Annotated in this window: 18 protein-coding genes and 3 rRNA genes; 6 read left to right on the plus strand and 15 right to left on the minus strand. The window is 66.1% G+C overall.

Features of this window, described 5'->3' with window-relative positions; genetic code table 11:
- Positions 1-121 precede the first annotated feature (121 nt).
- The 4 genes from BKA02_RS03645 (at position 122) to BKA02_RS03660 (ending at position 4615) form a co-directional block, all read left to right on the plus strand.
- The gene (locus BKA02_RS03645) at positions 122-1411 is read left to right on the plus strand and encodes a M18 family aminopeptidase (protein ID WP_179431404.1); all 1290 of its coding nucleotides are present in this window, start codon (positions 122-124) and stop codon (positions 1409-1411) included.
- 47 nt (positions 1412-1458) lie between these two features.
- Complete coding sequence (locus tag BKA02_RS03650) at positions 1459-2904, plus strand: purine-cytosine permease family protein (protein ID WP_179431406.1); 1446 nt, start codon at positions 1459-1461, stop codon at positions 2902-2904.
- Positions 2901-3449: a cysteine hydrolase family protein gene (locus BKA02_RS03655; protein WP_179431408.1), complete on the plus strand. Its 549-nt coding sequence runs from the start codon at positions 2901-2903 to the stop codon at positions 3447-3449. The genes BKA02_RS03650 and BKA02_RS03655 overlap by 4 nt, the downstream gene beginning before the upstream one ends.
- A gap of 107 nt (positions 3450-3556) precedes the next feature.
- Positions 3557-4615, plus strand: coding sequence for an alpha/beta hydrolase (locus BKA02_RS03660; protein ID WP_179431410.1), 1059 nt, complete (start codon positions 3557-3559; stop codon positions 4613-4615).
- Positions 4616-4639: 24 nt separating this feature from the next.
- Here BKA02_RS03660 and BKA02_RS03665 read toward each other — a convergent pair whose 3' ends face one another.
- From BKA02_RS03665 to BKA02_RS03725, 13 genes are all read right to left on the minus strand, one after another.
- Positions 4640-5125: an FBP domain-containing protein gene (locus tag BKA02_RS03665; RefSeq protein WP_179431412.1), complete on the minus strand. Its 486-nt coding sequence runs from the start codon at positions 5123-5125 to the stop codon at positions 4640-4642.
- 297 nt (positions 5126-5422) lie between these two features.
- Positions 5423-5539 (minus strand): 5S ribosomal RNA (rrf, locus tag BKA02_RS03670).
- Between the two features lie 106 nt (positions 5540-5645).
- Positions 5646-8757: ribosomal RNA gene (locus BKA02_RS03675) — 23S ribosomal RNA — on the minus strand.
- A 385-nt stretch (positions 8758-9142) separates the two neighbouring features.
- Positions 9143-10668: ribosomal RNA gene (locus BKA02_RS03680) — 16S ribosomal RNA — on the minus strand.
- Together the 16S, 23S and 5S rRNA genes form the textbook arrangement of a ribosomal RNA operon.
- Before the next feature lie 465 nt (positions 10669-11133).
- Positions 11134-12945, minus strand: a complete 1812-nt coding sequence (locus BKA02_RS03685; protein WP_179431414.1) for a glycerophosphoryl diester phosphodiesterase membrane domain-containing protein — start codon at positions 12943-12945, stop codon at positions 11134-11136.
- Positions 12946-13014: 69 nt separating this feature from the next.
- Positions 13015-14487: an MFS transporter gene (locus BKA02_RS03690; protein ID WP_179431416.1), complete on the minus strand. Its 1473-nt coding sequence runs from the start codon at positions 14485-14487 to the stop codon at positions 13015-13017.
- 285 nt (positions 14488-14772) lie between these two features.
- Positions 14773-15552: a DUF4184 family protein gene (locus BKA02_RS03695; protein WP_179431418.1), complete on the minus strand. Its 780-nt coding sequence runs from the start codon at positions 15550-15552 to the stop codon at positions 14773-14775.
- Between the two features lie 13 nt (positions 15553-15565).
- Positions 15566-16870 carry a tyrosine--tRNA ligase gene (tyrS, locus tag BKA02_RS03700; protein ID WP_179431420.1) on the minus strand — a complete coding sequence of 435 codons (1305 nt, stop codon included), beginning with the start codon at positions 16868-16870 and terminating at the stop codon, positions 15566-15568.
- Between the two features lie 56 nt (positions 16871-16926).
- Complete coding sequence (locus tag BKA02_RS03705) at positions 16927-17736, minus strand: hypothetical protein (RefSeq protein ID WP_179431422.1); 810 nt, start codon at positions 17734-17736, stop codon at positions 16927-16929.
- Positions 17733-18380, minus strand: a complete 648-nt coding sequence (locus tag BKA02_RS03710) for a SatD family protein (protein WP_179431425.1) — start codon at positions 18378-18380, stop codon at positions 17733-17735. The genes BKA02_RS03705 and BKA02_RS03710 overlap by 4 nt, the downstream gene beginning before the upstream one ends.
- A gap of 77 nt (positions 18381-18457) precedes the next feature.
- Positions 18458-19027 (minus strand): NADPH-dependent FMN reductase, encoded by a 570-nt coding sequence (locus BKA02_RS03715; RefSeq protein ID WP_179431427.1) that lies wholly within the window; start codon positions 19025-19027, stop codon positions 18458-18460.
- Between the two features lie 87 nt (positions 19028-19114).
- Positions 19115-19321 (minus strand): DUF1653 domain-containing protein, encoded by a 207-nt coding sequence (locus BKA02_RS03720; protein ID WP_179431429.1) that lies wholly within the window; start codon positions 19319-19321, stop codon positions 19115-19117.
- 14 nt (positions 19322-19335) lie between these two features.
- Positions 19336-21045, minus strand: a complete 1710-nt coding sequence (locus tag BKA02_RS03725; protein ID WP_179431431.1) for an acyl-CoA dehydrogenase family protein — start codon at positions 21043-21045, stop codon at positions 19336-19338.
- Between the two features lie 156 nt (positions 21046-21201).
- Between BKA02_RS03725 and BKA02_RS03730 the strand changes: the two genes are divergently transcribed.
- Together BKA02_RS03730 and BKA02_RS03735 are read left to right on the plus strand one after the other, a co-directional pair.
- The gene (locus tag BKA02_RS03730; RefSeq protein WP_343045333.1) at positions 21202-21927 is read left to right on the plus strand and encodes a FadR/GntR family transcriptional regulator; all 726 of its coding nucleotides are present in this window, start codon (positions 21202-21204) and stop codon (positions 21925-21927) included.
- Positions 21928-21955: 28 nt separating this feature from the next.
- Positions 21956-23221 carry an alpha-hydroxy acid oxidase gene (locus BKA02_RS03735; protein WP_179431434.1) on the plus strand — a complete coding sequence of 422 codons (1266 nt, stop codon included), beginning with the start codon at positions 21956-21958 and terminating at the stop codon, positions 23219-23221.
- Between the two features lie 173 nt (positions 23222-23394).
- Here BKA02_RS03735 and BKA02_RS03740 read toward each other — a convergent pair whose 3' ends face one another.
- Entirely contained in the window at positions 23395-23640 is a 246-nt protein-coding gene (locus BKA02_RS03740) for a YHS domain-containing protein (RefSeq protein WP_179431436.1), read from the minus strand.
- A gap of 56 nt (positions 23641-23696) precedes the next feature.
- A complete protein-coding gene (locus tag BKA02_RS03745) occupies positions 23697-25958 on the minus strand; it encodes a heavy metal translocating P-type ATPase (protein ID WP_179431438.1) in 2262 nt (753 codons plus the stop codon).
- Between the last annotated feature and the right edge of the window lie 35 nt (positions 25959-25993).

The raw sequence follows: 25993 nt of genomic DNA on the forward strand, positions 1-25993 counted from the left end.
CCGAGTGCACGGGATCCCGCCGAATGTGCGGCTTGTTTCGGGAAACACGCCGTGCACTCGGCGATAAGCCGTGCAGTCGACGCACGACTCAGCCCTGAGACCCCGCGGCTACGATCGAAGCATGCCTGTCTCGCCCGCCGCCCTCGCTCACGCCGAGGACCTCGCCGACTTCGTCGCCGCCTCGCCGTCGAGCTATCACGCCGCCCACGAGGTCGCCCGTCGCCTCGAATCCGCCGGGTTCACCCGGCTGGATGAGACCGACGAGTGGCCCGCGCAGCCCGGCGGACGATTCGTCGTCGTGCGCGACGGCGCCGCGATCGCCTGGGCGGTGCCCGCGGATGCGACGGCCACGACCCCGGCGCACATCTTCGGTGCGCATACGGACTCGCCCGGCTTCAAGCTCAAGCCCCGGCCGACGACCGGGGTCAAGGGCTGGCTGCAGGCGGCGGTGGAGGTCTACGGCGGACCGCTGCTGAACTCGTGGCTCGACCGCGAGCTGCGCCTCGCGGGTCGCCTCGCCCTCGCCGACGGCCGCGTCGTGCTCGCCGACACCGGCCCGTTGCTGCGCCTGCCGCAGCTGGCGGTGCACCTCGACCGTTCGGCGAACACGTCGTTCTCGCTCGACAAGCAGACCGAGACCCAGCCGGTGTGGGGTCTGGGCGAGGCGGGGGATGCCGACCTGCTCGCCGAGCTCGCCGCATCCGCCGACGTCGACCCGGCCGACATCCGCGGGTTCGACGCCGTGGTGGCGGATGCCGCGCGCGGCGCCGTCTTCGGCAAGGACGACGCCTTCTTCGCGAGCGGCCGCCTCGACGACCTCGCCTCCGTGCACGCGGGTGTCGTCGCGCTCGCCGAGATCGCGTCGGACACGTTCGCCGGCGATGCCGTCGCCGTGCTCGCCGCGTTCGACCACGAAGAGCTCGGCTCCGCCTCTCGCTCCGGCGCCGCGGGGCCCTTCCTCGAAGATGTGCTCGCCCGCATCCAGGCGGGCCTCGGCGCCGACGCCGTCCAGGCGCGGCGCGCCATCGCGGCGTCGTGGTGCCTGTCCAGCGACGTCGGCCACTCCCTGCACCCCAACTACATCGGCAAGCACGATCCGGTCGTGCAGCCCGTGCTGGGTTCCGGGCCGATCCTCAAGATCAACGCGAACCAGCGTTACGCGACGGATGCGGTGGGCGCCGCGAGCTGGAACGCCTGGTGCGAGTCGGCCGGTGTCGCCTCGCAGGAGTTCGTCTCGAACAACGACGTGCCGTGCGGCTCGACGATCGGGCCCATCACGGCCACCCGCCTCGGCATCCGCACGGTCGACGTGGGCATCCCGATCCTCTCGATGCACTCGGCCCGCGAGCTCGCCGGCGTGAGCGACCTGCACGACCTCGCCGCCGTCGCGCGCACGTTCTTCTCCGCCTGACCAACCGATTCCTGCCGCAGGCCCGCGCATTCTGCCAGGATGAGGGCATGTCAGAGAAGATCGCCGCGGGGCCGACACTGATCGAGCACGCCGGAATCGAGATCATCCCGGAGTCCGAGCGCACGGCCAAGCCGCGCGACCTGTTTTGGCCGTGGTTCGCGGCCAACGTGTCGGTGTTCGGCATGTCGTACGGATCGTTCGTGCTCGGATTCGGCATCTCGTTCTGGCAGGCGACGCTCGTCTCGGTCATCGGCATCGTGATCTCGTTCGCGCTGTGCGGGCTGATCGCGATCGCCGGCAAACGCGGCTCGGCACCGACCATGGTGCTCTCCCGCGCCGCCTTCGGAGTGCACGGTCAGAAAGTTCCCGGCATCGTCTCGTGGCTCACCTCGATCGGCTGGGAAACGTTCCTCGCGATCATGGCGGTGCTCGCCACGGCGACCGTGATCACGCAGCTCGGCGGCGACGGTGACAGCGTCGCGCTGAAGATCATCGCGACCGTCGTGGTCGCAGCCCTCATCGTCGCGGCATCCGTTCTCGGCTATCACACGATCATGAAGATGCAGTCGGTGCTGACGTGGATCACCGGTGCCGTGACGATCCTCTACGTCATCCTGACCATCCCGCACATCGACTTCGCCGCGGTCTTCGCACGACCCGACGGCGGCTTCGCACAGACCGTCGGAGCCCTGGTGATGGTGATGACCGGATTCGGCCTGGGCTGGATCAACATCGCCGCCGACTGGTCGCGGTATCAGAAGCGCACGGCGTCCGACGGCGCGATCGTGTTCTGGAACACCTTCGGCGGTGCGATCGCCCCTGTGCTGCTCGTCGTCTTCGGTCTGCTGCTGGCCGGATCCGACGACGCGCTGATGACCGCCGTCGGCGCCGATCCGATCGGGGCGCTCGCGACGCTGCTTCCGATCTGGGTCCTCGTGCCGTTCCTGCTCACCGCCGTGCTCGCGCTGGTCTCGGGTGCGGTGCTCGGCATCTACTCGTCGGGCCTGACGCTGATCAGCCTCGGCATCCGCATCCCCCGGCCCTCGGCAGCCGCGGTCGACGGGATCATCCTCACGCTCGGGACGATCTTCGTGGTGTTCTTCGCGACCGACTTCCTGGGCCCGTTCCAGTCGTTCCTCATCACGCTCGGCGTGCCGCTGGCCTCGTGGGCCGGCATCCTCATCGCCGACATCCTCCGCCGCAAGAAGGACTACGACGAGGAGGCTCTGTTCGACGCCGCCGGCCGATACGGCGCATGGGACTGGACCTCGATCCTCACCATGGTCGTCACGTCGGTCATCGGCTGGGGTCTGGTGATCAACCAGTTCTCCGATGCCGAATGGAACAACTGGCAGGGATACTTCCTCGACCTGTTCGGCTGGCGCGATGACTGGGGCTACGCGAACCTCGGCGTACTGTTCGCGCTGATCGCCTCGTTCCTGGTGACGTGGTTCGCGAGAGCGGGCAGGATCCGGCGCCAGGAAGAGGCATGAGCGACGCCGACTGGCTGGTCGTCGTCGACCCGCAGAACATTTTCGCGGCCCCGGATTCGGAGTGGGGTTCGCCGTTCTTCGCCGAGGCGATGCCCAGGATCGCCTCGCTCGCGGCGGCGTTCGGCGACAACGTGCTCGTGACACGCTGGCTGCCCACGGCCGACCGCTCGACGTCCTGGGGCGAGTACTTCGCCGCGTGGCCGTTCGCCGACAAGCCGGCGACGGATCCGCTGTTCGACCTCGTTCCCGAGGCGCGGGCGCTCTCGCCGCATCCGACCCTCGATCTGCCGACGTTCGGCAAGTGGGGCGCCGGGCTCGAACGGATCGTGGGCGATGCCGAGGTGGTGCTCGCCGGCGTCTCGACGGACTGCTGCGTGATCTCCACGGCCCTGGCCGGAGCGGATGCGGGGGCCCGCATCACCGTCGCATCCGATGCGTGCGCAGGCTCGACCGCTGAGAACCACGCCGCCGCGCTGCACATCATGGGTCTGTATCCGCCGCAGTTGACGCTGAAGACCACGGCCGAAGTGCTCGCCGGCACCTGAGGTCGGCCTGCGCGCACGGTTGCACGGTCGCACGGTCGAGCCGTTCTCCGCCATACTGAGCAGAGATGTGCCAGTGCGCGCCGAACGGATGCGCGGAAGGGAATCCGATGACCGACGCCGATGCCGCATCGGCCACCCCTGACCCGCCGCGCAGGCGGCGTCGCGGATGGCGTATCGCCCTGGGTGTGCTCCTCGCCGTCGTCGTGGTCGTCTCGGTGGTCGGATCGATCACCCCGTGGCCGTCGGCGATGGTCATCCGCGCGGTTTTCACCAAGGGCGGTGAGGCGACCGCGGCCGAGATGGATCGCCACCAGCCGCAGGCCGCTCCCGACGAACGCCTCGACATCTCCTACGGCGACGACGGCGGCGACACGACGCTCGATGTCTTCACCCCGGTCGGCAACGACCAGCAACTGCCGACCGTCGTCTGGATCCACGGCGGGGCGTGGATCTCGGGGAACAAGAGCGACGTCGCTCCCTACCTGCGCATCCTGGCCGCCCACGGGTACACGGCCATCGGGGTGAACTACACCCTCGGCCCCGAGGGCCAGTACCCGCTCGCGGTGAACCAGCTCAACGAGGCGCTGGCCTACATCGATGCGCATGCCGAGGAACTGGGCGTCGACCCTTCGCAGATCGTCCTGGCCGGGGACTCCGCAGGCGGACAGCTGGCCAGCCAGATGGCGACGATCATGACCAGTCCCGCGTACGCCGAGATCGTCTCCGTCGACCCCGCGCTGGATGCCGACCAGCTCGTCGCGACGATCCTCAACTGCGGCGTGTACGACCTCTCCGCCCTCGCCGCGTTGCAGGGCATCGAGGGCTGGGGACTGAAGTCGGCGATGTGGGCGTATGCCGGGTCCAAGACGTGGGCAGAGGGTTCGGTGGGATCGACCATGTCGACGGTGAACTGGGTCACGGCCGATTTCCCCACCACCTACATCAGCGGTGGCAACGGCGACGGCCTCACCTGGTTGCAGTCGATCCCGATGGCCGACCGGCTCGACGAGTTGGGCGTCGACGTCACCCGATTGTTCTGGCCCGCGGGGCACGAACCGGCTCTCGCGCACGAGTACCAGTTCCACCTCGACCTCCCCGAAGCGCAGACCGCCCTGGAGAAGACGCTCGACTTCCTCGGCGACGTGACGACACCGCCCGAGGACTGATCCGCGCGCCATGGTGCGGCGTGATCAGGCCCCGACCTCGCGGAAGAACCCGGCCACGTGCTCCTGCAGGCGCGCGATCCGCGCGTCGCGGGCGGCCTCGCGGTCGTATCCCTCGTAGGCGAGCGGAGGCAATCGTCGCACGGTGGCCGAGCATCCGAAGCTCGCGCACACGAGAGTGCCGACGCTGTCGCCCTTGCGGCCCGCGGCCCCCGCCTTGCGGGCGGAGAAGAACTGCACGTCGTCGCGCAGCGTGATGTCTTCGCACCACGAGCACTGCGCGCGTGCCACGACGCGCTGTTCGGCCTGCTGCAGGAGCACGCCGGTCACGCGTCCGTCGAGATGCGCAACGACATACGCGCGACGGGGGAGCTTCGGATCGACCCAACCGAGCATGTCGAGCCTGTCGAAGTCGAGCTCGGCGAACCCGGGCGGGAGGGTGAGCGAGGATGCCTCCTTGCGGGAGGCGTTGACGAAGGATGCGCGGATCTCGCGCTCCGAAACGGGAAGCATGTGTTTATCTCTCTGAGTGAGCGGTCCGGCTGCGGGCGCCGGTGCGGACACCGCATCGAGAGCGCAGGGCGCGCTCGAGCGGTTCGAAACTGCGGTCGCAGAGCGACGCCAGGAGGGAACACCGGTGACGGACATCCGCCACCGGATCGAACTCAGCCTCTGCCGTCGGCGCAGAGCGCGCCGACAACCTCCTCGCGCGTCACCACGACGCTCCCGGAAACATGCACCCGTCGAGCTTACGACGGTTAACGCAGAGAAGCCACCCAGCTCTGGGTGGCTTCTCTGTTTTCAAAGGGAGTCCGGCGGTGTCCTACTCTCCCACAGGGTCCCCCCTGCAGTACCATCGGCGCTGTGAGGCTTAGCTTCCGGGTTCGGAATGTGACCGGGCGTTTCCCTCACGCTATGGCCGCCGAAACACTATTGACGTGTACGACACAACAACATGCGTGGTGTTGTGTTTGGTTCTCGACCGTACGTCAAGAACCACTCAGTGGACGCGGAACATCTGAAAGATAGAGGTGTTATCAAGTCGTCGGCTTATTAGTACCAGTCAGCTGCACACCTTGCGGTGCTTCCACATCTGGCCTATCAACCCAGTAGTCTGGCTGGGAGCCTCTCACCCGAAAGGGTATGGAAGTCTCATCTTGAGGCCGGCTTCCCGCTTAGATGCTTTCAGCGGTTATCCATCCCGAACGTAGCTAACCAGCGGTGCTCCTGGCGGAACAACTGGCACACCAGAGGTTCGTCCAACCCGGTCCTCTCGTACTAGGGTCAGATCCTCTCAAACTTCCTACGCGCGCAGCGGATAGGGACCGAACTGTCTCACGACGTTCTAAACCCAGCTCGCGTACCGCTTTAATGGGCGAACAGCCCAACCCTTGGGACCTACTCCAGCCCCAGGATGCGACGAGCCGACATCGAGGTGCCAAACCATGCCGTCGATATGGACTCTTGGGCAAGATCAGCCTGTTATCCCCGAGGTACCTTTTATCCGTTGAGCGACAGCGCTTCCACAAGCCACTGCCGGATCACTAGTCCCGACTTTCGTCCCTGCTCGACCTGTCAGTCTCACAGTCAAGCTCCCTTGTGCACTTACACTCGCCACCTGATTGCCAACCAGGTTGAGGGAACCTTTGGGCGCCTCCGTTACTCTTTAGGAGGCAACCGCCCCAGTTAAACTACCCACCAGGCACTGTCCCTGAACCGGATCACGGTTCGAAGTTAGATATCCAGAGTGACCAGAGTGGTATTTCAACAATGACTCCACCATAACTGGCGTCATGGCTTCACAGTCTCCCACCTATCCTACACAAGCCACACCGAACACCAATACCAAGCTGTAGTAAAGGTCACGGGGTCTTTCCGTCCTGCTGCGCGTAACGAGCATCTTTACTCGTAATGCAATTTCGCCGAGTTCGCGGTTGAGACAGTTGGGAAGTCGTTACGCCATTCGTGCAGGTCGGAACTTACCCGACAAGGAATTTCGCTACCTTAGGATGGTTATAGTTACCACCGCCGTTTACTGGGGCTTAAATTCTCAGCTTCGCCACCGAAGTGGCTGACCGGTCCTCTTAACCTTCCAGCACCGGGCAGGCGTCAGTCCGTATACATCGTCTTGCGACTTAGCACGGACCTGTGTTTTTAGTAAACAGTCGCTACCCACTGGTCTCTGCGGCCACCACACCCTTTCCCGCGCAAGGCGGTATAAGCGGGTGGCCCCCCTTCTCCCGAAGTTACGGGGGCATTTTGCCGAGTTCCTTAACCACGATTCTCTCGATCTCCTTGGTATTCTCTACCTGACCACCTGAGTCGGTTTGGGGTACGGGCGGCTAGAACCTCGCGTCGATGCTTTTCTCGGCAGCATAGGATCACCCACTTTTCATCCGCATCGTGTCTCAGCCTGTACGAGTCACGGATTTGCCTATGACTCGGCCTACACACTTGCCCCGGGACAACCATCGCCCGGGATGGGCTACCTTCCTGCGTCACACCTGTTAATACGCTAGCCGCACCAGAATGGGGTCGTACGCTAGGCCCCACGCCATCACCCGAAGGATCCGGTCATGAGGATTCAGATACTTAGCACTACTGGATTGACTGGGGCGGTTCTTCGCCGGTACGGGAATATCAACCCGTTGTCCATCGACTACGCCTGTCGGCCTCGCCTTAGGTCCCGACTTACCCAGGGAAGATTAGCTTGACCCTGGAACCCTTGGTCTTCCGGAGGACGTGTTTCTCACACGTCTTTCGCTACTCATGCCTGCATTCTCACTCGTGTAGCGTCCACGGCTAGATCACTCTGCCGCTTCACCCGCCACACGACGCTCTCCTACCCATCAACACGGCTGGACCACGAAGGCCTACCAATAATGTCAATGCCACAACTTCGGTGGCGTGCTTGAGCCCCGTTACATTGTCGGCGCGGAATCACTTGACCAGTGAGCTATTACGCACTCTTTCAAGGATGGCTGCTTCTAAGCCAACCTCCTGGTTGTCTAAGCAACTCCACATCCTTTTCCACTTAGCACGCGCTTAGGGACCTTAGATGGTGGTCTGGGTTGTTTCCCTCTCGACTATGAAGCTTATCCCCCACAGTCTCACTGCTGCGCTCTCACTTACCGGCATTCGGAGTTTGGCTGACGTCAGTAACCTTGTAGGGCCCATCGGCCATCCAGTAGCTCTACCTCCGGCAAGAAACACGCAACGCTGCACCTAAATGCATTTCGGAGAGAACCAGCTATCACGAAGTTTGATTGGCCTTTCACCCCTATCCACAGCTCATCCCCTCAGTTTTCAACCTAAGTGGGTTCGGCCCTCCACGACGTCTTACCGTCGCTTCAGCCTGGCCATGGATAGATCACTTCGCTTCGGGTCTAGGACATGCGACTGAAACGCCCTATTCAGACTCGCTTTCGCTACGGCTACCCCACACGGGTTAACCTCGCCACATATCACTAACTCGCAGGCTCATTCTTCAAAAGGCACGCTGTCACCCCTGCTAAGGAGGCTCCAACGGTTTGTAAGCAAACGGTTTCAGGTACTATTTCACTCCCCTCCCGGGGTACTTTTCACCTTTCCCTCACGGTACTTGTCCGCTATCGGTCATCTGGGAGTATTCAGGCTTATCAGGTGGTCCTGACAGATTCACACGGGATTTCACGGGCCCCGTGCTACTCGGGATACTCTCCACGCCGGAACACACATTTCGACTACGGGACTCGCACCCACTATGGTCCGTCATTCAAAACGGTTCGTCTATACGCGTCCGTCACGCCGGATCCTCGGCAGAGAATCCAAGAGAGTCCCACAACCCCGGGCATGCAACGCCTGCCGGCTATCACACACACCCGGTTTAGCCTCATCCGCTTTCGCTCGCCACTACTCACGGAATCACATGTTGTTTTCTCTTCCTGTGGGTACTGAGATGTTTCACTTCCCCACGTTCCCTCTACCCGCCCTATATATTCAGACGGGAGTCACCAGGTCAGCACGCCGCCTGGCGGGGTTTCCCCATTCGGACACCCTCGGATCAAAACTCGCTTATCAGTTCCCCGAGGCTTATCGCAGATTGCTACGTCCTTCTTCGGCTCCAGATGCCAAGGCATCCACCGTTTGCTCTTAAAGACTTGAAATCACATGAGCCAACCCCAAAAAAAAAAAAGGGGTTGTATCTATCGTTTCGAACCCACACCCCGAAAGGTGCAGACTCTTTAAGATGCTCGCGTCCACTGTGTAGTTCTCAAAGTACGGGCGGCACCCCACCCCCGCCACCAACCGGCAACAGAAATGAGGCCCAGAGGTCAGAACAACCCCCCAAGGGGTCGGCCCGGTCCCTCAGGACCCAACAGCGTGCAGACACCACATCCACGAAGCGCCCCGTTCCCACTGCCGAAGCAGCGTACTAAGAACACCACGCATCCGTGATGCCATGTCAAATGTTCCACCCATGAGCACCGGTCGGAAACATTCGTTCCGAAACCGGCTCTGTCAGAACCGAAGTTCTGCAGTGCTCCTTAGAAAGGAGGTGATCCAGCCGCACCTTCCGGTACGGCTACCTTGTTACGACTTAGTCCTAATTACCGATCCCACCTTCGACGGCTCCCTCCACAAGGGTTAGGCCACCGGCTTCAGGTGTTACCGACTTTCATGACTTGACGGGCGGTGTGTACAAGACCCGGGAACGTATTCACCGCAGCGTTGCTGATCTGCGATTACTAGCGACTCCGACTTCACGTAGTCGAGTTGCAGACTACGATCCGAACTGGGACCGGCTTTTTGGGATTCGCTCCACCTCACGGTATCGCCGCCCATTGTACCGGCCATTGTAGCATGCGTGAAGCCCAAGACATAAGGGGCATGATGATTTGACGTCATCCCCACCTTCCTCCGAGTTGACCCCGGCAGTATCCCATGAGTTCCCACCATAACGTGCTGGCAACATAGAACGAGGGTTGCGCTCGTTGCGGGACTTAACCCAACATCTCACGACACGAGCTGACGACAACCATGCACCACCTGTTCACGAGTGTCCAAAGAGTTGACCATTTCTGGCCCGTTCTCGTGTATGTCAAGCCTTGGTAAGGTTCTTCGCGTTGCATCGAATTAATCCGCATGCTCCGCCGCTTGTGCGGGTCCCCGTCAATTCCTTTGAGTTTTAGCCTTGCGGCCGTACTCCCCAGGCGGGGAACTTAATGCGTTAGCTGCGTCACGGAATCCGTGGAAAGGACCCCACAACTAGTTCCCAACGTTTACGGGGTGGACTACCAGGGTATCTAAGCCTGTTTGCTCCCCACCCTTTCGCTCCTCAGCGTCAGTAACGGCCCAGAGATCTGCCTTCGCCATCGGTGTTCCTCCTGATATCTGCGCATTCCACCGCTACACCAGGAATTCCAATCTCCCCTACCGCACTCTAGTCTGCCCGTACCCACCGCACGCCTCAGGTTGAGCCTGAGAATTTCACGGCAGACGCGACAAACCGCCTACGAGCTCTTTACGCCCAATAATTCCGGATAACGCTTGCGCCCTACGTATTACCGCGGCTGCTGGCACGTAGTTAGCCGGCGCTTTTTCTGCAGGTACCGTCACTCTCGCTTCTTCCCTGCTAAAAGAGGTTTACAACCCGAAGGCCGTCATCCCTCACGCGGCGTTGCTGCATCAGGCTTCCGCCCATTGTGCAATATTCCCCACTGCTGCCTCCCGTAGGAGTCTGGGCCGTGTCTCAGTCCCAGTGTGGCCGGTCACCCTCTCAGGCCGGCTACCCGTCGACGCCTTGGTAAGCCATTACCTCACCAACAAGCTGATAGGCCGCGAGCCCATCCCAGACCGAAAAATCTTTCCAAACGCGACCATGCGGCCACGCCTCATATCCAGTATTAGACACCGTTTCCAGCGCTTATCCCAGAGTCCAGGGCAGGTTGCTCACGTGTTACTCACCCGTTCGCCACTAATCCCCCAGATGCAAGCACCCAGGTTCATCGTTCGACTTGCATGTGTTAAGCACGCCGCCAGCGTTCATCCTGAGCCAGGATCAAACTCTCCGTAAAGAAAAAAAGCAACCAACACCGGGAAAACGGCATCAGAAGCGAGTTCGAACCTGACCAAAAGAATGAATATCAAACTGACATTCACATAAATTGATCCAAAGAAATCAACCAACCAACCAAAAAAGGTTGATCAGAGACAATAAATTGGCATTTGACAAGTGCACGCTGTTGAGTTCTCAAAGATCGGACGCTCCTGCGTTCCAGCCTCTCGGCCTTCCCGTCAGGGCAACTTCTCCACTTTATCCGAACCGGAGCCGATGTTCAAATCGGTGATCCGGGCCGGATCGCCACCTCCCGGACACGGAGGACCGCCGCTCGAATCGAGTGGAAGGAGGTGGATGTTCACTGCTTGAGGGGAGCCAGGCCTTGCGACCTCACGCTCAACCCTTTGGGGCGAACAGGTAATAATCTACGTGGATCCGGACTCGTCGGCAAATCGGGCTGATCGACCGGGCGTGTCGCGTGTCACGGCGTCGCGATGAGGCGCCCGACGGCGTCGGCGAGCCGTGCCGACAGCCCCTTCTCGCCCGTCACATCCTCGAGCGTCTTCACCGCCAGATCCGGGTGGTCGGTGATGATCCCGTCGACCCGGTCGCGCATCAGTTCGCGCATGTCGGCTTCGTCCTGCACGGTCCAGACGAAGACCGCCTTGCCGGTGTTCCAGATGTCGTCGCGCCGCTGCTGCGTGTACACGCTCTGCTCGAGCACGAGGAAGGATGCCGGAGTATCGGGCACGCCGCCGAACGAGATCGGCACGATGTACCCGATCGTGAGGTCGGGCCGCAGCCGGGTGAACTCGTCGACGACGTCGGCGCTGAGCGTGTGATAGATGTGCTCGTCTGCGCCGTCGACCTCGTCGATGAGGTCGATGAGGCCCTCGACGTAGTCGGGCGTCTCGCCACCGTGCACCTTGATCTCGATGAGCAGCTGCTGGCCGAGCTCGTCGGCGCGCTGGAGGTACTCGCGCAGCGACGGGATCTTCGCCGTGCGCCCCTCTTCGTCGTGCACCGTGATCGCCGTGGCCTCGGCGAGCGTAAGCGCCCCGACCGAGGTGTCCTTGCCGGCGAGCCGCTTCAGGTCGGTGTCATGCATGAGAACCCACCTGCCATCGGCCGTCTGCTGCACATCCATCTCGACCAGGTCGGCGCCGGCGGCGTTGGCAGCGTCGAGAGCGGGAATGGTGTTCTCCACGCCGCTCGCCGTGAACCCACGATGCGCGAGCACGAGCGTCGCCCCGTCGGCGACCTCATCGAGCGGCCCGGAGGCGGCGGCGCTCGCCCCGCCGAACGCCAGCACGCTCGCGGTCACGACGGTCACCGCCAGCGGGCGGCCGACGCGGCGACGCGGGCCGGCGACCGTCAGCGGCGCATCCTCCCACGCCTGCGCGGCGCGGAGGGCCGCCACGAGCGTCTGCGCCTGCACCATGAGCATCACGCCCACGAAGAAGAAGACCGCCACCTGCAACGCGCCAAGGCTCAGGGAGGCGACGGCGAGCGAGGCGTCGGGAACGGTGGCGTCGGAGATCAGCGTCGGCAGCAGCGCGGCCCCCGCAAGGATCATCGAACCGATCGCCAGCGGAACCAGCACGCCCGCCAGCAGGGCGACGACGCGCACCGACCGCCACCGGGTGAGCATCCAGCTGCGGGCGAGCGCCCGCGGCGCGGTCATGTCGGTCAGCGCGAGCAGCGGGATCGTGAAGATGAGCCGCAGGTTGACCCACCACAGCAGCAGGATGACGACGATGTACGCGATGGCGAGCATGGGTGTCTTGACGATCTCGTCGGTGACGAAGCGGGGGATCGCGATCCAACGGGTGAGCACGGATCCGATCCCCGCCTGTCCCAACGGCACGACGAGCACGAGGTACGGGATGAGCAGAAGCGTCGAGGGGCGACGCAGCAGATCGCTCAGCCGCTCGCCGAGACGCCTCGCGACCCCGCGTGCCGTGAATCCGCCATCGCGCAGCCGCGCATCCGCGATGAACGCGAAGATCGCCGCCTGGGCGAGAAGCGCCGCCGCCACGAGCACGAGCGAGGTGATCGCGATCGCGAGACCGGCGGGACTGCGAAGGAACTGCCCGAACGTGGTCGTGGTGACCGCGGTGAGCCCCGACGCCCGGGTGGCCAGACCGAACAGCGCCACCAGCAGCGGCGCTGCGACGAGCGCCACCGCGCCCTGCACGACGGCGACGACCACCAGGGTTCGGCCCAGACGGGTGAACGCCTCGCGGTAGCCCTCGGCGAGTGATCGTCGCACGGGCAGAGGCGGTCGCTTCATGAGATGAAGTCAACCATCTCCCGGCGCGCGACTCTCCACATCGCGGCCTGACGGCGGCCGCGCCGGCTCTTACGTCGCCGCGTCCTCGGTCTGCGGCGGCGCCCCGATCGACACGATGTCGAGCGGCATGGTGCTCGTGTCGATATACGGGTTGTCGTCCTGACCCTCGACGATCTCCTTCGCCTCGGCCGACGTCTCGACGGCGGGGAAGGATCCGATCAGCGGGCGCTTGGCCGTCTCGCGCATCGTCAGCAGTGCCACGCCGCCGAGTGCTGCGAAGAACATGATGTAGAACGCCGGCATGAAGGTGTTGCCGGTCAGCTCGATGAGCGCCTGGCTGAACAGCGGCGTCGTGCCTCCGAACAGCGACACGGCGACGTTGTATGCGATCGCCATCGCGCCGAAGCGCGAGGCGGTGGGGAACAGCGCCGGCAGGGCAGATGCCGAGATCGCCACATAGAACGCCACGGGGATGGCGACCATCGCCAGCGCGATCATCACAGCCCACTCCTCGCCGATCTGCATCACGGCGAACGCGGGGACCATGAGCACGATCGTCGAGACGACGGCGATGGCGTACACCGGCTTGCGGCCGATCCGGTCCGACAGTCGGCCGATGAAGGGCAGGCAGGCGCTCATGAGCACGAGCACGGGCACCGTCGCGAGCGCAGCCATGAGGTTGGTGACCCCCACCTCCTTCTCGAGGTAGGTGGGCATGTAGCTCGTGAGGGCGTAGCCGGCCGTGTTCGTCGCCGCCACGAGGGCGATCGCGATGAGCACCTCGCGCCAGTGGTGGCGGAAGATGCCGATGATGCCGTGCCGGGCCAGCGGGTCGTTCTCGTTCTCCGTCGTGAGGCCGGCGGCCTGCTCGGCCTCGTACGCGGGGGTCTCGGGGATCTTCAGCCGGAACCAGATCGCCACGGCGCCCAGCGGGATGGCGACGAGGAACGGGATGCGCCATCCGAAGTCGAGCATGCCTGTCTCGCCCGCCGTCGCCTCCACGATCCAGGTCGTGAGGGCCACGACGCTCGCCCCCGCCGCGAAACCGACGTAGGAGCCGACGTCGAGGAACGACGACCAGAACCCGCGCGAGCGGTCGGGCGAGAACTCGGAGACGTAGGTGGTGGCGCCGGCGTACTCGCCGCCGGTGGAGAAGCCCTGCACCATCTTGAGGAGATACAGCGGGATGATGGCCCACAGCCCGATCTGAGCGGAGGTGGGCAGCACGCCGATGAGCGCCGTGGCCGTGGCCATCATCGCCATCGTGAAGAACAGCACGCGCTGGCGACCGATGCGGTCGCCCAGCGGGCCGAGCACGAGACCGCCGAGCGGACGCACGAGGAACGAGATGGCGAATCCGAGCAGGGTGACGAGCAGCCCGAGTCCTTCGGGAAGATCCCCCGTGAAGACGGCACTCAGCGTGACGGCGAGGTAACCGTACACGCCGAAGTCGAACCACTCCATGAAGTTTCCGACGACCGTTCCCGAGATCGCGATGCGCAGATTCTTCTTCTTCACGACGAGGACGTCGTCGACGCGCATGCGTCGAGTCTTGCGTCGAACGAATGGCTTGGGCATGGGGTCAACTCCCTCGGTGACGCGCTGCTCGTGACAGCGCGGTCGCGTGATCCGGGCTGTCACGGTTCGGACGGCAATGTTCGAACGGGAAATGATGGTACTCCTCCACGGCGCGCGCGTGAGGGCCGACGCGTGCTGTGGTACCCCCGCCGTCATGCCCTTCATTCCGGGCGATAACGGGTCGATCCTCCCCTCGCGACACGCCCGGGCGGTCCCGGGCGTGTCGCGAGGGCTGAGGGGCGTCGTGCGTCAGCGAGTCGTCACACGCCAGCGCTGCGGCAGCACGAGGCACAGCACGAACGTCGCCGCTCCCCACACGGCGCACGCCGGGGGCAGCACACGGTACGCGAGATGGGCGATGGTGAACTCGGCATCCAGCGGCACGAACGCCGCCAGTCCGATCGCCGTTGCGATCCCCAGCGCGACGGGCAGGGCGGCCAGCCAGAGCCAGAAGACGATGCGCGGCGCCGGATGCGCCACGGGCGACGGAGTCCGCCTGGTCAGCCAGACGAGCGCGAAGATCGCGATCCCCGCCAGGCCCAGCACACCCGATCCGTACTGCAGCCACTTGTAGCCGGGAAGCGGGCCCCACGGCTCTCCGAGCACGGGGAGCAGTTGCACGCCGCCGCGCCCCTCGTGCGTGAGGGAGTCCCACAGGATGTGCGAGAGCACGCCCAGCCCGAGGGCGACCAGCAGCCACAGCACGCCGACCACCGAAGGGAAGGTCTCACGCCACCCGGCACGGATACCGCCGTCCCACGCCACCGGCAGTCGTTCGGCGATCGGGCGCGGCAGGACGATCCGCGTCGCCGGCCGCAGCAGCAGGCGCCACGCGAGCAGCAGCACGAGGGCGATGAGCATCGTGAGCGGCAGCATCCGCACATCGTGCGTCGTGCCGTAGTCGGGCACCACCGCACGGACGAACAGCGGAAGATCCGGCGTCATCGCCCCGACGGCGATGGCAGCGGGCACGATCGGCGTGCGCACGAAGGGAAGCGCGACGACCGCGTGACTCGGAGTGAACGGCATCGGGTCGGTGTGCTCAGCCCCGCGGAAGCAGACCCGCCAGGGTCTTCTTGCCCCGACGGAGCACGGACACCCCGCCGGGCAGACTCAGCGCGACGCTCGCGGCGTCATCGTCCACGCGAACGCCATCGAGCGAGACGCCGCCCTGGGCGATCGCGCGACGCGCCTCGGATGCGCTCGCGACGAGACCGGTCGCCACGAGCGCGTCGACCACGCTCGTGCCCGCGGGCACGGCCGCGTTCGGCAACTCCTCCAGCGCCGTGCGCAGCGTCTCGGCATCCAGCGATGTCAGGTCGCCCTGGCCGAACAGCGCCTCGGACGCGGCGATCACAGCCGCCGTGGCATCCGCGCCGTGCACCGTGGCGACGACCTCGAGGGCGAGGCGCTTCTGCGCGGCGCGACGGAACGGCTCGGTCTCGACGAGCTGCGCGTACTCCTCGATCTCGGCGCGCGTGAGGAATGTGAAGACCTTCAGACGCTCGATCACGTCGGCGTCCGCCGTGCTCAACCAGAACTGGTACATCCGGTACGGGCTGCACATCTCGGCGTCGAGCCAGATGGCGTTGCCCTCGCTCTTGCCGAACTTCGTGCCGTCGGTGTTGGTGATCAGTGGCGTGCCGATCGCGTGCGCCGAGACGCCCTCGACGCGGTGGATGAGGTCGGTGCCGCTGGTGAGGTTGCCCCACTGATCGGATCCGCCGGTCTGCAGCACGCAGCCGTACTGGCGGTACAGCTCGAGGAAGTCCATGCCCTGCAGGATCTGGTAGCTGAACTCGGTGTAGCTGATGCCGGCATCGGAGTTCAGACGCGCGGCCACGGCATCCTTCTTCAGCATCGTGCCCACGCGGTAGTGCTTGCCGATCTCGCGGAGGAAGTCGATGGCGCTCATCTGCGCGGTCCAGTCGAGATTGTTGACCATGCGCGCAGCGTTCTCGCCCTCGAAGCTGAGGAAGCGCTCGACCTGCGCGCGAAGGCGGCCGACCCATTCCTCCACGGTCTCGCGGGTGTTGAGGGTGCGCTCGGCGGTGGGGCGGGGGTCGCCGATGAGGCCCGTCGAGCCGCCGACGAGGCCGAGGGGCTTGTGCCCGGCGAGCTGGATGCGCCGCATCGTGAGCAGCTGCACGAGGTTGCCGAGGTGCAGGCTGGGGGCGGTCGGGTCGAATCCGCAGTAATAGGTGATCGCGTCTCCGGCGAGAAGGGCGCGCAGCGCCTCCTGGTCGGTGGACACGTGGACGAGGCCGCGCCACACCAGCTCGTCCCACACGTTCTCGAACGCGGGATCGAGCGCCGGCGGCGCCGTCGTCAGAGGGGGATTCGACACGCGCTCCAGGCTATCCGATGTCGCTCCCGCGCCTGCGTGCCCTCTGCTGCGTGCCCTCAGGAGGCAGCGCCCCACCAGACGAGGAACGCGGCGCCGAGGGCGACGACCCAGCTGACCAGGCTGCCCACGAGGAAGTATTCGGCCCTGGCGCCGCTCCCCCCGTCACGGGAGATCTCAGGGAAGCGCACGATCCCCTTCGCCGCGAGCATCGCAGCCAGCAGCGGATACGCGGATGCGAGTGTCAGCAGCAGCACGATCACGCGTTCCAGCGGGCCGATCAGGCGCCCGCCGCGGAAGCCGTCAGCGGGGATCGATCCTGCCGGTGATACTTCGGCAGGCGGCGCCTCTGCGGGCGGCTGATCGACGGGCGGTGCGTCCTCGGATCCCGCCTCGGGCGCATCACCATCCGCCACGACATCGACCGGCACCACGGCGTGCTCGCTGAGCAGCGCGGCACGCACGATCACGTTGCCCGTCTCCAGCAGCATGGCGAAGGCGCCGACGGCGAGCACGACGAGATCGAAGCTCACCTGCCCGCCCATCCCGGCAAAGCGCCATCCGGTGCCGAAGACGCCGGCATCGGCGCGCGCGGGACCGAACGCCACCGCCCCCGCACACAGGGCGGCGAGGAGCACGGCGGGCCAGAACGACAGCCGGGAGCGGCCGTCGGGACTCACCACGGCGGCCCAGAGCGCGGCGACGCCGACGGCCAGGATCGCGGGGATGGCGGCGTTCGCGATGGCGCCGACGATGATGAGCGCCAGCCCACCGCCCGCGAACGCGTACCAGCGCGTGCGCGGCGGGACGAACCGGCGCACGATGTCGACGATGCCGACGCACAGCAGGATGAGTCCGGCGAGGATCATGCGGCGATCCCCTTCACGAGCCTGGCGTAGCCGGCGACGACCGACCCGGCCCCCGCGCTCTGCAGTGCCTGCGAGACCGCCGACTGGCTGATCCCTTCGGCGGCGGCGAGCGCGGACTGCGTGCGCTGCAGGCAGCGGCCGCGGGTGAGCCGGCGCTCGCGCTCCGACATCCGCGTCACGATCTCATCGCGGGCGAGCAGGTACGCATCGGCGAGGTCCACGAGGGTGCGCATAGCATCATCCTCCCCCTGGCCTGCGACAATCCCGCTGCGCGAACTCGGCACGGCACGCTGCTGGCGGGCATGCACGGCGTCGATCGCAGCGCGAGCCGCCCACCAGCCCGGGCCATCCTGCAGCGGCGCGCCATCGGAATCGACCGGGCGGATCTCGCCGATGCCGATGCCGAAGCGCAGTTCGTGTCCGTCGGGCAGGCCGAGCTGGATGAGCAGGATCGCGGCGAGCGCCGCATCCAGCGATGCATAGCGGCCCTGCAGCTCGTCGCCGGCGGTGGGCCGGAGGGGCTCGAGCGCGACCGGCAGATCGCGCTCGGCGCGCTCGACGGCGTCTTCGAACACGCGCTGCGCGGCCGAGCGGTCGGGCAGCGCGCGGGAGCCGACGATGTCGGCGATCACGGCCACATCCATTGCATAAGCATATCGCTTATATCTGTGGATTATAAGAGGGTCACTGATTTTCTGACGATATCAGTCGACGCGAGAGGTCACTTCTCACGTGGGAGCACCGTCAGCACGCGCTCGATGTGCTCCCGGAACTCCGCCATATAGGTACGGAGGAACTCCTCCGTCGACGAGTTCGCGACCGATCCGTCGTCGAGGAAGACCTCTTTCGTGAAGTGGATGTACGCCTCGGGCGAGGTCATCTGCCGCGCGTTGCAGAACGAGAGCACGCTGCGCAGCGACTGCTGGGCCAGCGCCGTGCCGAGCACGCCCGCCGACGCCCCGATCACGGCCGCGGGGATGTGGTCGAACGAGTTCGTGCCCTTCGGACGCGACGCCCAGTCGATCGCGTTCTTCAGCCCGCCGGGGATCGAGCGGTTGTACTCCGGGGTCACGAAGAGGATGGCGTCGCTCGCCTCGATGGCGCGCTTGAGCGCGAGACCCTCGGCCGGATAGTCCTCATCGACGTCGGGGGTGTACAACGGCAGCCCGCCGATGGGGATCTCGGTGAACTCGAGGTCGTCGGGCGCGAGCCGGATCAACGCCTTCGACAGCACACGGTTGATGGATGTTGATGAGAGGCTTCCGATGAGGTATCCGACCTTGTACGACATGACGCTCCTTCGCTCCTCGGATGCGCGCGGCGCCGGCGGCCGCCCGTCACCATTCTGCTCCCGCGCGGCGCATCGCACTCTGCGGATTCACTCCACGCGACGAAAGCGCGGGCCGTGGTAGTCGCCGCGGTCGACGTGCTCGGTGAACATCGCCAGCGGGCGCACCCAGTGCCCGCCGTCGCCGTACAGCTGACGGTAGAACACGTGCGGCTCTTCCGTCTCGCTGTGCCGGCCGACGCCGATCACCTCGTACCGCGCACCCTTGAAGTGCTCGTAGACCCCGGGCTCGATCATGCCTCCATCATCGCTCAGGCGATCTCGCCCGCAGCGACCGCCTCGGCGAGCGCCTGCACCCGCGAGAGGTGGTGCGCCCCGTAGAAGGACGCGGCGGTGATGCGCGATGCCTCTGCTCCGCCGGAAGAGAGCACCGCGAGCGCGGCCTGCGCGTGCATCCATCCGCCTGCGAGCGTGCCGAGCAACAGGAGGTAGGGCACGCTAACGGCGAAGGCGTCGCGCGACGAGCCCGCATCGAGCAGATCGGCCGTCGAGCGTCGCGCCGCATCCACGGCGCGGGCGAGCTGGTCGGCGAGGCGCGAGGCCTCGTCACGCGCACGTAGGCCCGCGACCGTCTCGTCGATGAGGGAGAACAGGCGCCCCGCCGTCGCCCCGCCGTCGCGGATCACCTTGCGCCCGACGAGGTCGTTGGACTGGATGGCGGTGGTGCCCTCGTAGATCGGAGTGATGCGCACGTCGCGGTAGTGCTGGGCGACGCCGGTCTCTTCGATGAAGCCCATGCCGCCGAAGACCTGGATCGCGTCGCTCGTCACGCCGATCGCATCCTCGGTCGTCCATCCCTTGAGGATCGGCACGAAGAACTCGCCGAGCGCACGCGTCTCGGCATCGTCGTGGCCGCGGTCGAGCAGGTCGCCGACGTACACGCCGAGCGCGCGCATCGCGAAGATCTTGCTCGACATCGACAGCAGCAGGCGACGCACGTCGGGATGCTCGGCGATGGGGGTGCCCGCCGGACGATCCATCACCGGACCCTGCAGGCGCTGGGCCGCGTACTCGGCAGCCTGCTGGTAGGCGCGGTCGGCGATGCCGGTGGCCTGGAACCCCATACCCGCGCGGGCGGAGTTCATCATCACGAACATGCCGGCAAGACCGCCGTGCAGCTCGCCCACGAGATAGCCGGTCGCGTCGTCGTAGTCGAGCACGCAGGTAGGGCTGGCGTGGATGCCGAGCTTGTGCTCGATGCTCACCGTCGTGATCGCGTTGCGCTCGCCCAGTGATCCGTCCTCGCCCACGAGGCGCTTGGGAGCGACGAACAGCGACAGGCCCTTGGCGCCCTCGGGAGCATCCGGGGTACGCGCGAGCACGAGGTGCACGATGTTCTCCGCGAGGTCGTGATCGCCCCAGGTGATGAAGATCTTCTGCCCGCGGATGGCCCAGCTGCCGTCGTCGCGCGGCGTCGCCATGGTGCGGATCGCGCCCAGGTCGGTGCCGGCGGCGGGCTCGGTGAGATTCATCGTTCCCGTCCACTCGCCCGAGACGAGTTTGGTCAGGTACGTCTCGCGCACCTCATCGGACGCGACGGCGTCGAGTGCGTGGATCTGACCCGCGGTGAGCAGCCAGCACAGCGCGAAGGCGGCGTTGGAGGCATTCCAGAACTCGCCGAGTCCCGCACGGATGGCGCCGGGCAGTCCGTCGCCGCCGGCCGATACGGGCGCCTCGGCGGTGATCCAACCTGCGTCGACGAAGGCGCGGAACGCCTCGGCGAAGCCACCGGGCAGGTGCACGGCGCCGTCGTCGAGGCGGGCGCCGACGAGGTCTCCGTCGCGCTCGAGCGGAGCGAGCACGGAGGCGGCGAACTCGCCCGCCGCGCCGAGGATCTCGCCGGCATCGTCGGCGGAGAGCTCACCACCGGTCGCCCGCGCGACGAGGTCGACGCCGAAGGCGTCTTTGAGCAGGAACGCGTAGTCCTCGACGGGGGGCCGGTACGGAGACGACTCGGTCATGATGCCTCGATCCACTCGGAAAGTTTTGATACTGAGGCTCAGTTTACATGCGACTCCGTCTCAAGTTTGATGAACAACCCCGCTCAGCGTCGCAGTCGGGCGATTGCGTGGTCTGACCACAGGGCGTACGCTGTGGTCAGACCACAGGAGGAGCACGTGCCGCACGAAGACCGCGACGAAGCGCCGCGCGCCTGGCGCGCCGTGCTCGCTCGCATCGAGCACGATCTCGCCGAGGGGCGGATCGGGCCGGGAGACCACCTGCCTCCGGAACGCGAGTTGGCCGTCGAGCTCGGCGTGGGCCGTTCGAGTGTGCGCGAGGCGCTGCGCGTGCTCGAGGTGATGGGCCTCATCCGCACGGCCACCGGATCCGGCCCCCGCTCCGGGGCGATCGTGATCGCGACGCCGACCGGCGGCATGCAGTCGCTGCTGCGCTTGCAGGTGGCCGCCCAGGGATTCGCCGTCGACGACGTCGTGCAGACCCGACTCGTGCTCGAATCCGCCGTCGTCACGGCGCTGGCCTCCGCCGAGCACGCCGGCACCGCCGACGCGCATGCGCTGCTGGATGCTATGGATGCGCCGACGCTGGCGCCCGACGAGTTCCTCGCGCTCGACGCGCGACTGCACCTGGCCCTCGCCGAGGCATCCGGAAACGGCGTCATCGCCGTGATGATGGCCGGGCTGCGCGCCGCCATCGAGTCGTACGTGCTGGCCGGGTCGGCGCGCCTCGACGACTGGGCGGGGATGCGCGACCGGCTGCATCGTGAGCACCGCGAACTCGTCGCCGCCATCGACGCCGGCGACGCCGAGCGGGCCCGGATGCTCGTGCACGACCACATCGTCGGCTACTACACCGCGACCGGGCTGATGCCCGGCACCGCGTGACCGAGAACACGACCGAAGGAGAACACCCATGGTGCAGCGGCAGTTTCCCAAGCCCGCCGAGCTCTTGGAGCTGATGACGTTCAAGAAGCCCGAGCTCGACGGCCGCAAACGCCGCCTCGATGCCGCGCTCACCATCTCGGATCTGCGCACGATCGCCAAGCGCCGCACTCCGAAGGCGGCGTTCGACTACACCGACGGCGCCGCGGAGGGCGAGCTGTCGCTCGCGCGGGCCCGCCAAGCGTTCGAAGACGTCGAGTTCCACCCCGGCATCCTCGCGCCCGCCCCCGATGTCGACACGTCGGTCGAGATCCTCGACGGACCCAGCGCCCTGCCGTTCGGCATCGCGCCGACCGGGTTCACCCGGCTCATGCAGACCGAGGGCGAGGTCGCCGGAGCCGGTGCAGCAGCCGCGGCGGGCATCCCGTTCACCCTCTCCACCCTCGGCACCACCTCGATCGAGGGCGTGAAGGGCGCCAATCCGCACGGGCGCAACTGGTTTCAGCTGTACGTCATGCGCGACCGCGAGATCTCGTACGAGCTGACCCGCCGCGCGGCGGCGGCCGGCTTCGACACCTTGCACTTCACCGTCGACACCCCCGTCGCGGGCGCGCGGCTGCGCGACAAGCGCAACGGGTTCTCCATCCCGCCGCAGCTCACGCTCGGCACGATCATCAACGCGATCCCGCGGCCGTGGTGGTGGTTCGACTTCCTCACCACGCCCAAGCTCGAGTTCGCCTCGCTGTCGTCGACCGGCGGCACGGTCGGCGAGCTGCTCGACGCCGCGATGGACCCGACCATCAGCTACGACGATCTCGACGTCATCCGCGGGCTCTGGCCGGGCAAGATCGTCGTCAAGGGCGTGCAGAACGTCGACGACGCCGTGCGGCTGAAGGATGCTGGGGTCGACGGGATCGTGCTGTCCAACCACGGCGGGCGCCAGCTCGACCGCGCCCCCATCCCCTTCCACCTGCTGCCCTCGGTGCGCGCCGCGGTGGGCGACGACTTCACCGTCATGGTCGACACCGGCATCATGAACGGCGCCGACATCGTCGCCTCCATCGCCCTCGGCGCCGACTTCACCCTCATCGGCCGCGCCTATCTGTACGGGCTCATGGCCGGCGGCCGCCAGGGTGTCGACCGCACGATCGCCATCCTGCGCACCGAGATCGAACGCACCATGCGCCTGCTCGGCGTCTCGTCGCTGCACGAGCTGAACCCCTCGCACGTCACGCAGCTCACCCGTCTCGTGCCGGTGGAGCGGGCGGAAGCGGAGCCCGCGGCACTGCGCGACTGAGACGTTCTATACGGACGCGGCAGCGCCCAGCGTCGAGGCGCGTGCGCCTTCCCCGCGAGACGGCAACTGCGTTCCGAGACGGCGGACGATTCGCACGGTCTCGGAACGGAGTTGCGGTCTCGGCGCCAGGATCATCGCCCCCCACCGACGGTCAGGATCGGGCATCCGGATGCCTACGCCATGTTCGCGGCGTACTTGGCGGGATCCGAGTCGAAAGCAGGACCGCAACCGGCGCAGCAGAAGTAGTACCGCTCACCCTCGTAGTCGCGGAACAGGCCAGCCGCCTCGGCCGCCTTCTTGCTGACGGCGCTGCCGACCATGACGGGACAGGTGGTCATGTCGTCCGCTCCGCCGAGGAGGTCTTCACGACCCTCGCTGTCCGGTGCCGAGCCCATGTGGGAATGTGCGCTGCAGTTCATTACTGGTTTCTCCTTGTCGTGTGCTTCTGTTGCGTGGTGAATGTCGGGGTCGAGCGTCATGCCCGGGCGATGCTCTTGAATCGGCGCAGCCGAAGGCTGTTGCCGACGACGAAGACGCTCGAGAACGCCATCGCCGCGCCGGCGAGCATGGGATTGAGCATGCCCAGCGCTGCAATCGGAATGGCCGCGACGTTGTAGGCGAACGCCCAGAACAGGTTGGTCTTGATCGTGCCGAGCGTCTTGCGCGACAGGCGGATCGCGTCGACGGCGGATCGCAGGTCACCGCGCACGAGCGTGATGTCGGACGCTTCGATCGCGACGTCGGTCCCGGTTCCCATGGCCAGGCCCAGGTCGGCCTGTGCGAGCGCCGGAGCGTCGTTCACTCCATCGCCGATCATCGCGACGATCCGGCCGCGCTCCTGGTAGCGGGCGACGACGTCGATCTTGTCCTTCGGGAGAACCTCGGCGATGACCTCTTCGATGCCGACCTCCGCCGCGATCTGTCGCGCCACGGCCTCGTTATCGCCCGTCAGCAGGATCGGAGTCAGCCCGATCTCCTTGATCCCGCGGATCGCCTCGGCGCTCGTGGGCTTGACGGTGTCTGCCACCACGAGGATGCCGCGCGCCCGGCCGTCCCAGCCGACCGCGACCACGGTCTTGCCCTCGCCTTCGGCATGTGCCTTGGCCGACGCGACGTCAGGGTGGAGTCTCTGCGACCAGTCGGCCAGCAGCGACTCGCGCCCGACGATCACCGGCGTGCCCTCGATGATCCCCTGAACACCCTTGCCCTCGATGTTCGCGAAGTCCTCGATCGCCGGCAGCTCGCCGACTTCCTGAGTGGCCCCCAGGGCGATCGCCTGTGCGATCGGATGCTCGGACGCATCCTCCAGCGCTCCCGCGAAGCGCAGCAGCTGGGCACGATCGACACCCGGCTCGGGGATGACATCGACGAGGCGCATCTTCCCGCTCGTGACGGTGCCGGTCTTATCGAGCACGACAGTATCGACCTGGCGCGTCGACTCGAGCACCTCGGGGCCCTTGATGAGGATCCCCATCTGGGCGCCGCGTCCGGTCCCGACGAGCAGCGCGGTCGGTGTCGCGAGTCCCAACGCGCACGGGCAGGCGATGACGAGAACGGCGACGGCCGCGGTGAACGCGGCGGTGGCGGGAAAGCCCGCGCCGAGCCATGCGCCGAGGGCGATGACCGCGATGAGGATCACGATCGGCACGAACACGCCGGAGATGCGGTCGGCGAGTCGTTGCACCTCGGCCTTGCCGGTCTGCGCGTCTTCGACGAGCCTCGCCATCTGGGCGAGCTGCGTGTCGGATCCGATCCGTGTCGCACGCACGACCAGGCGCCCGCCGGCGTTCACCGTGGCGCCCGTGACAGCGTCGCCGGGGCCGACCTCGACCGGCACCGATTCGCCCGTGAGCATCGACGCATCCACCGCCGACGTCCCCGAGACGACGGTGCCGTCCGTGGCAAGCTTCTCGCCGGGGCGCACGATGAACTCATCACCGACGACGAGGTCATCCGTCGAGATCTTCGCCTCGATGCCGTCGCGCAGCACCGATACCTCTTTGGCGCCGAGTTCGAGCAGCGCGCGAAGCGCGGCACCGGCTTGGCGTTTGGAACGCTTCTCGAAGTAGCGTCCGGCCAGGATGAACACCGTCACGCCCGCGCCGACCTCGAGATAGATGTTCGCGGCGCCGTCGGACGGGCCGACCGTCAGCTCGAACGGGTGCGTCATTCCCGGCGTTCCCGCGGTGCCGAAGAACAAGGCGTACAGCGACCACAGCAACGCCGCAGAGGTGCCCATCGAGATGAGCGTGTCCATCGTTGCCGTGCCGTGCCTGAGGTTCATCCACGCCGCCTTGTGGAACGGCCATGCACCCCAGATGATGACCGGTGCGGCGAGCGCGAGCGATGCCCATTGCCAGTAGGTGAACTGCGCTGCGGGGATCATCGCCATCGCGATCACCGGCACCGCAAGGATGACCGAGACGATGAGTCGTTGCTTCAGCGACGTCAGCTCCGGGTCGGCCTCGTCACGTGCGTCATCCGTGGACGTGACCTGCTTCGGCGCCGGAAGAGCGGCCGTGTACCCCGTCTTCTCGACCTCGGCGACCAGAAGGGCCGGATCGTATCCGTCCGGGATCGTGACCTTCGCCTTCTCCGTGGCGTAGTTGACCGTCGCCGACACACCGTCGAGCTTGTTGAGCTTCCGCTCGATGCGGTTCGCACAGGATGCGCAGGTCATCCCGCCGATCTCCAGTTCGATGGCCGGTTGACCGGCGATCGGCGCTGCTGAGCTCATCGCTTTCCCTCTCCTTCAGTGCTTCATGGGCCGCT

The organism is Microbacterium pseudoresistens (assembly GCF_013409745.1).
Lineage (GTDB): Bacteria > Actinomycetota > Actinomycetes > Actinomycetales > Microbacteriaceae > Microbacterium > Microbacterium pseudoresistens.

Excerpts from the sequence above, each read along its gene's own strand:
- BKA02_RS03660 (WP_179431410.1), top strand. The coding sequence starts at position 3,557 with ATGACCGACGCCGATGCCGCATCGGCCACCCCTGACCCGCCGCGCAGG.
- BKA02_RS03650 (WP_179431406.1), top strand. The coding sequence starts at position 1,459 with ATGTCAGAGAAGATCGCCGCGGGGCCGACACTGATCGAGCACGCCGGA.
- BKA02_RS03725 (WP_179431431.1), bottom strand. The coding sequence starts at position 21,045 with ATGACCGAGTCGTCTCCGTACCGGCCCCCCGTCGAGGACTACGCGTTC.
- BKA02_RS03705 (WP_179431422.1), bottom strand. The coding sequence starts at position 17,736 with ATGATCCTCGCCGGACTCATCCTGCTGTGCGTCGGCATCGTCGACATC.
- BKA02_RS03710 (WP_179431425.1), bottom strand. The coding sequence starts at position 18,380 with ATGGATGTGGCCGTGATCGCCGACATCGTCGGCTCCCGCGCGCTGCCC.
- BKA02_RS03715 (WP_179431427.1), bottom strand. The coding sequence starts at position 19,027 with ATGTCGTACAAGGTCGGATACCTCATCGGAAGCCTCTCATCAACATCC.
- BKA02_RS03645 (WP_179431404.1), top strand. The coding sequence starts at position 122 with ATGCCTGTCTCGCCCGCCGCCCTCGCTCACGCCGAGGACCTCGCCGAC.
- BKA02_RS03690 (WP_179431416.1), bottom strand. The coding sequence starts at position 14,487 with ATGCGCGTCGACGACGTCCTCGTCGTGAAGAAGAAGAATCTGCGCATC.
- BKA02_RS03735 (WP_179431434.1), top strand. The coding sequence starts at position 21,956 with ATGGTGCAGCGGCAGTTTCCCAAGCCCGCCGAGCTCTTGGAGCTGATG.
- BKA02_RS03720 (WP_179431429.1), bottom strand. The coding sequence starts at position 19,321 with ATGATCGAGCCCGGGGTCTACGAGCACTTCAAGGGTGCGCGGTACGAG.
- BKA02_RS03740 (WP_179431436.1), bottom strand. The coding sequence starts at position 23,640 with ATGAACTGCAGCGCACATTCCCACATGGGCTCGGCACCGGACAGCGAG.
- BKA02_RS03665 (WP_179431412.1), bottom strand. The coding sequence starts at position 5,125 with ATGCTTCCCGTTTCGGAGCGCGAGATCCGCGCATCCTTCGTCAACGCC.
- BKA02_RS03695 (WP_179431418.1), bottom strand. The coding sequence starts at position 15,552 with ATGCCGTTCACTCCGAGTCACGCGGTCGTCGCGCTTCCCTTCGTGCGC.
- BKA02_RS03655 (WP_179431408.1), top strand. The coding sequence starts at position 2,901 with ATGAGCGACGCCGACTGGCTGGTCGTCGTCGACCCGCAGAACATTTTC.
- BKA02_RS03745 (WP_179431438.1), bottom strand. The coding sequence starts at position 25,958 with ATGAGCTCAGCAGCGCCGATCGCCGGTCAACCGGCCATCGAACTGGAG.
- BKA02_RS03685 (WP_179431414.1), bottom strand. The coding sequence starts at position 12,945 with ATGAAGCGACCGCCTCTGCCCGTGCGACGATCACTCGCCGAGGGCTAC.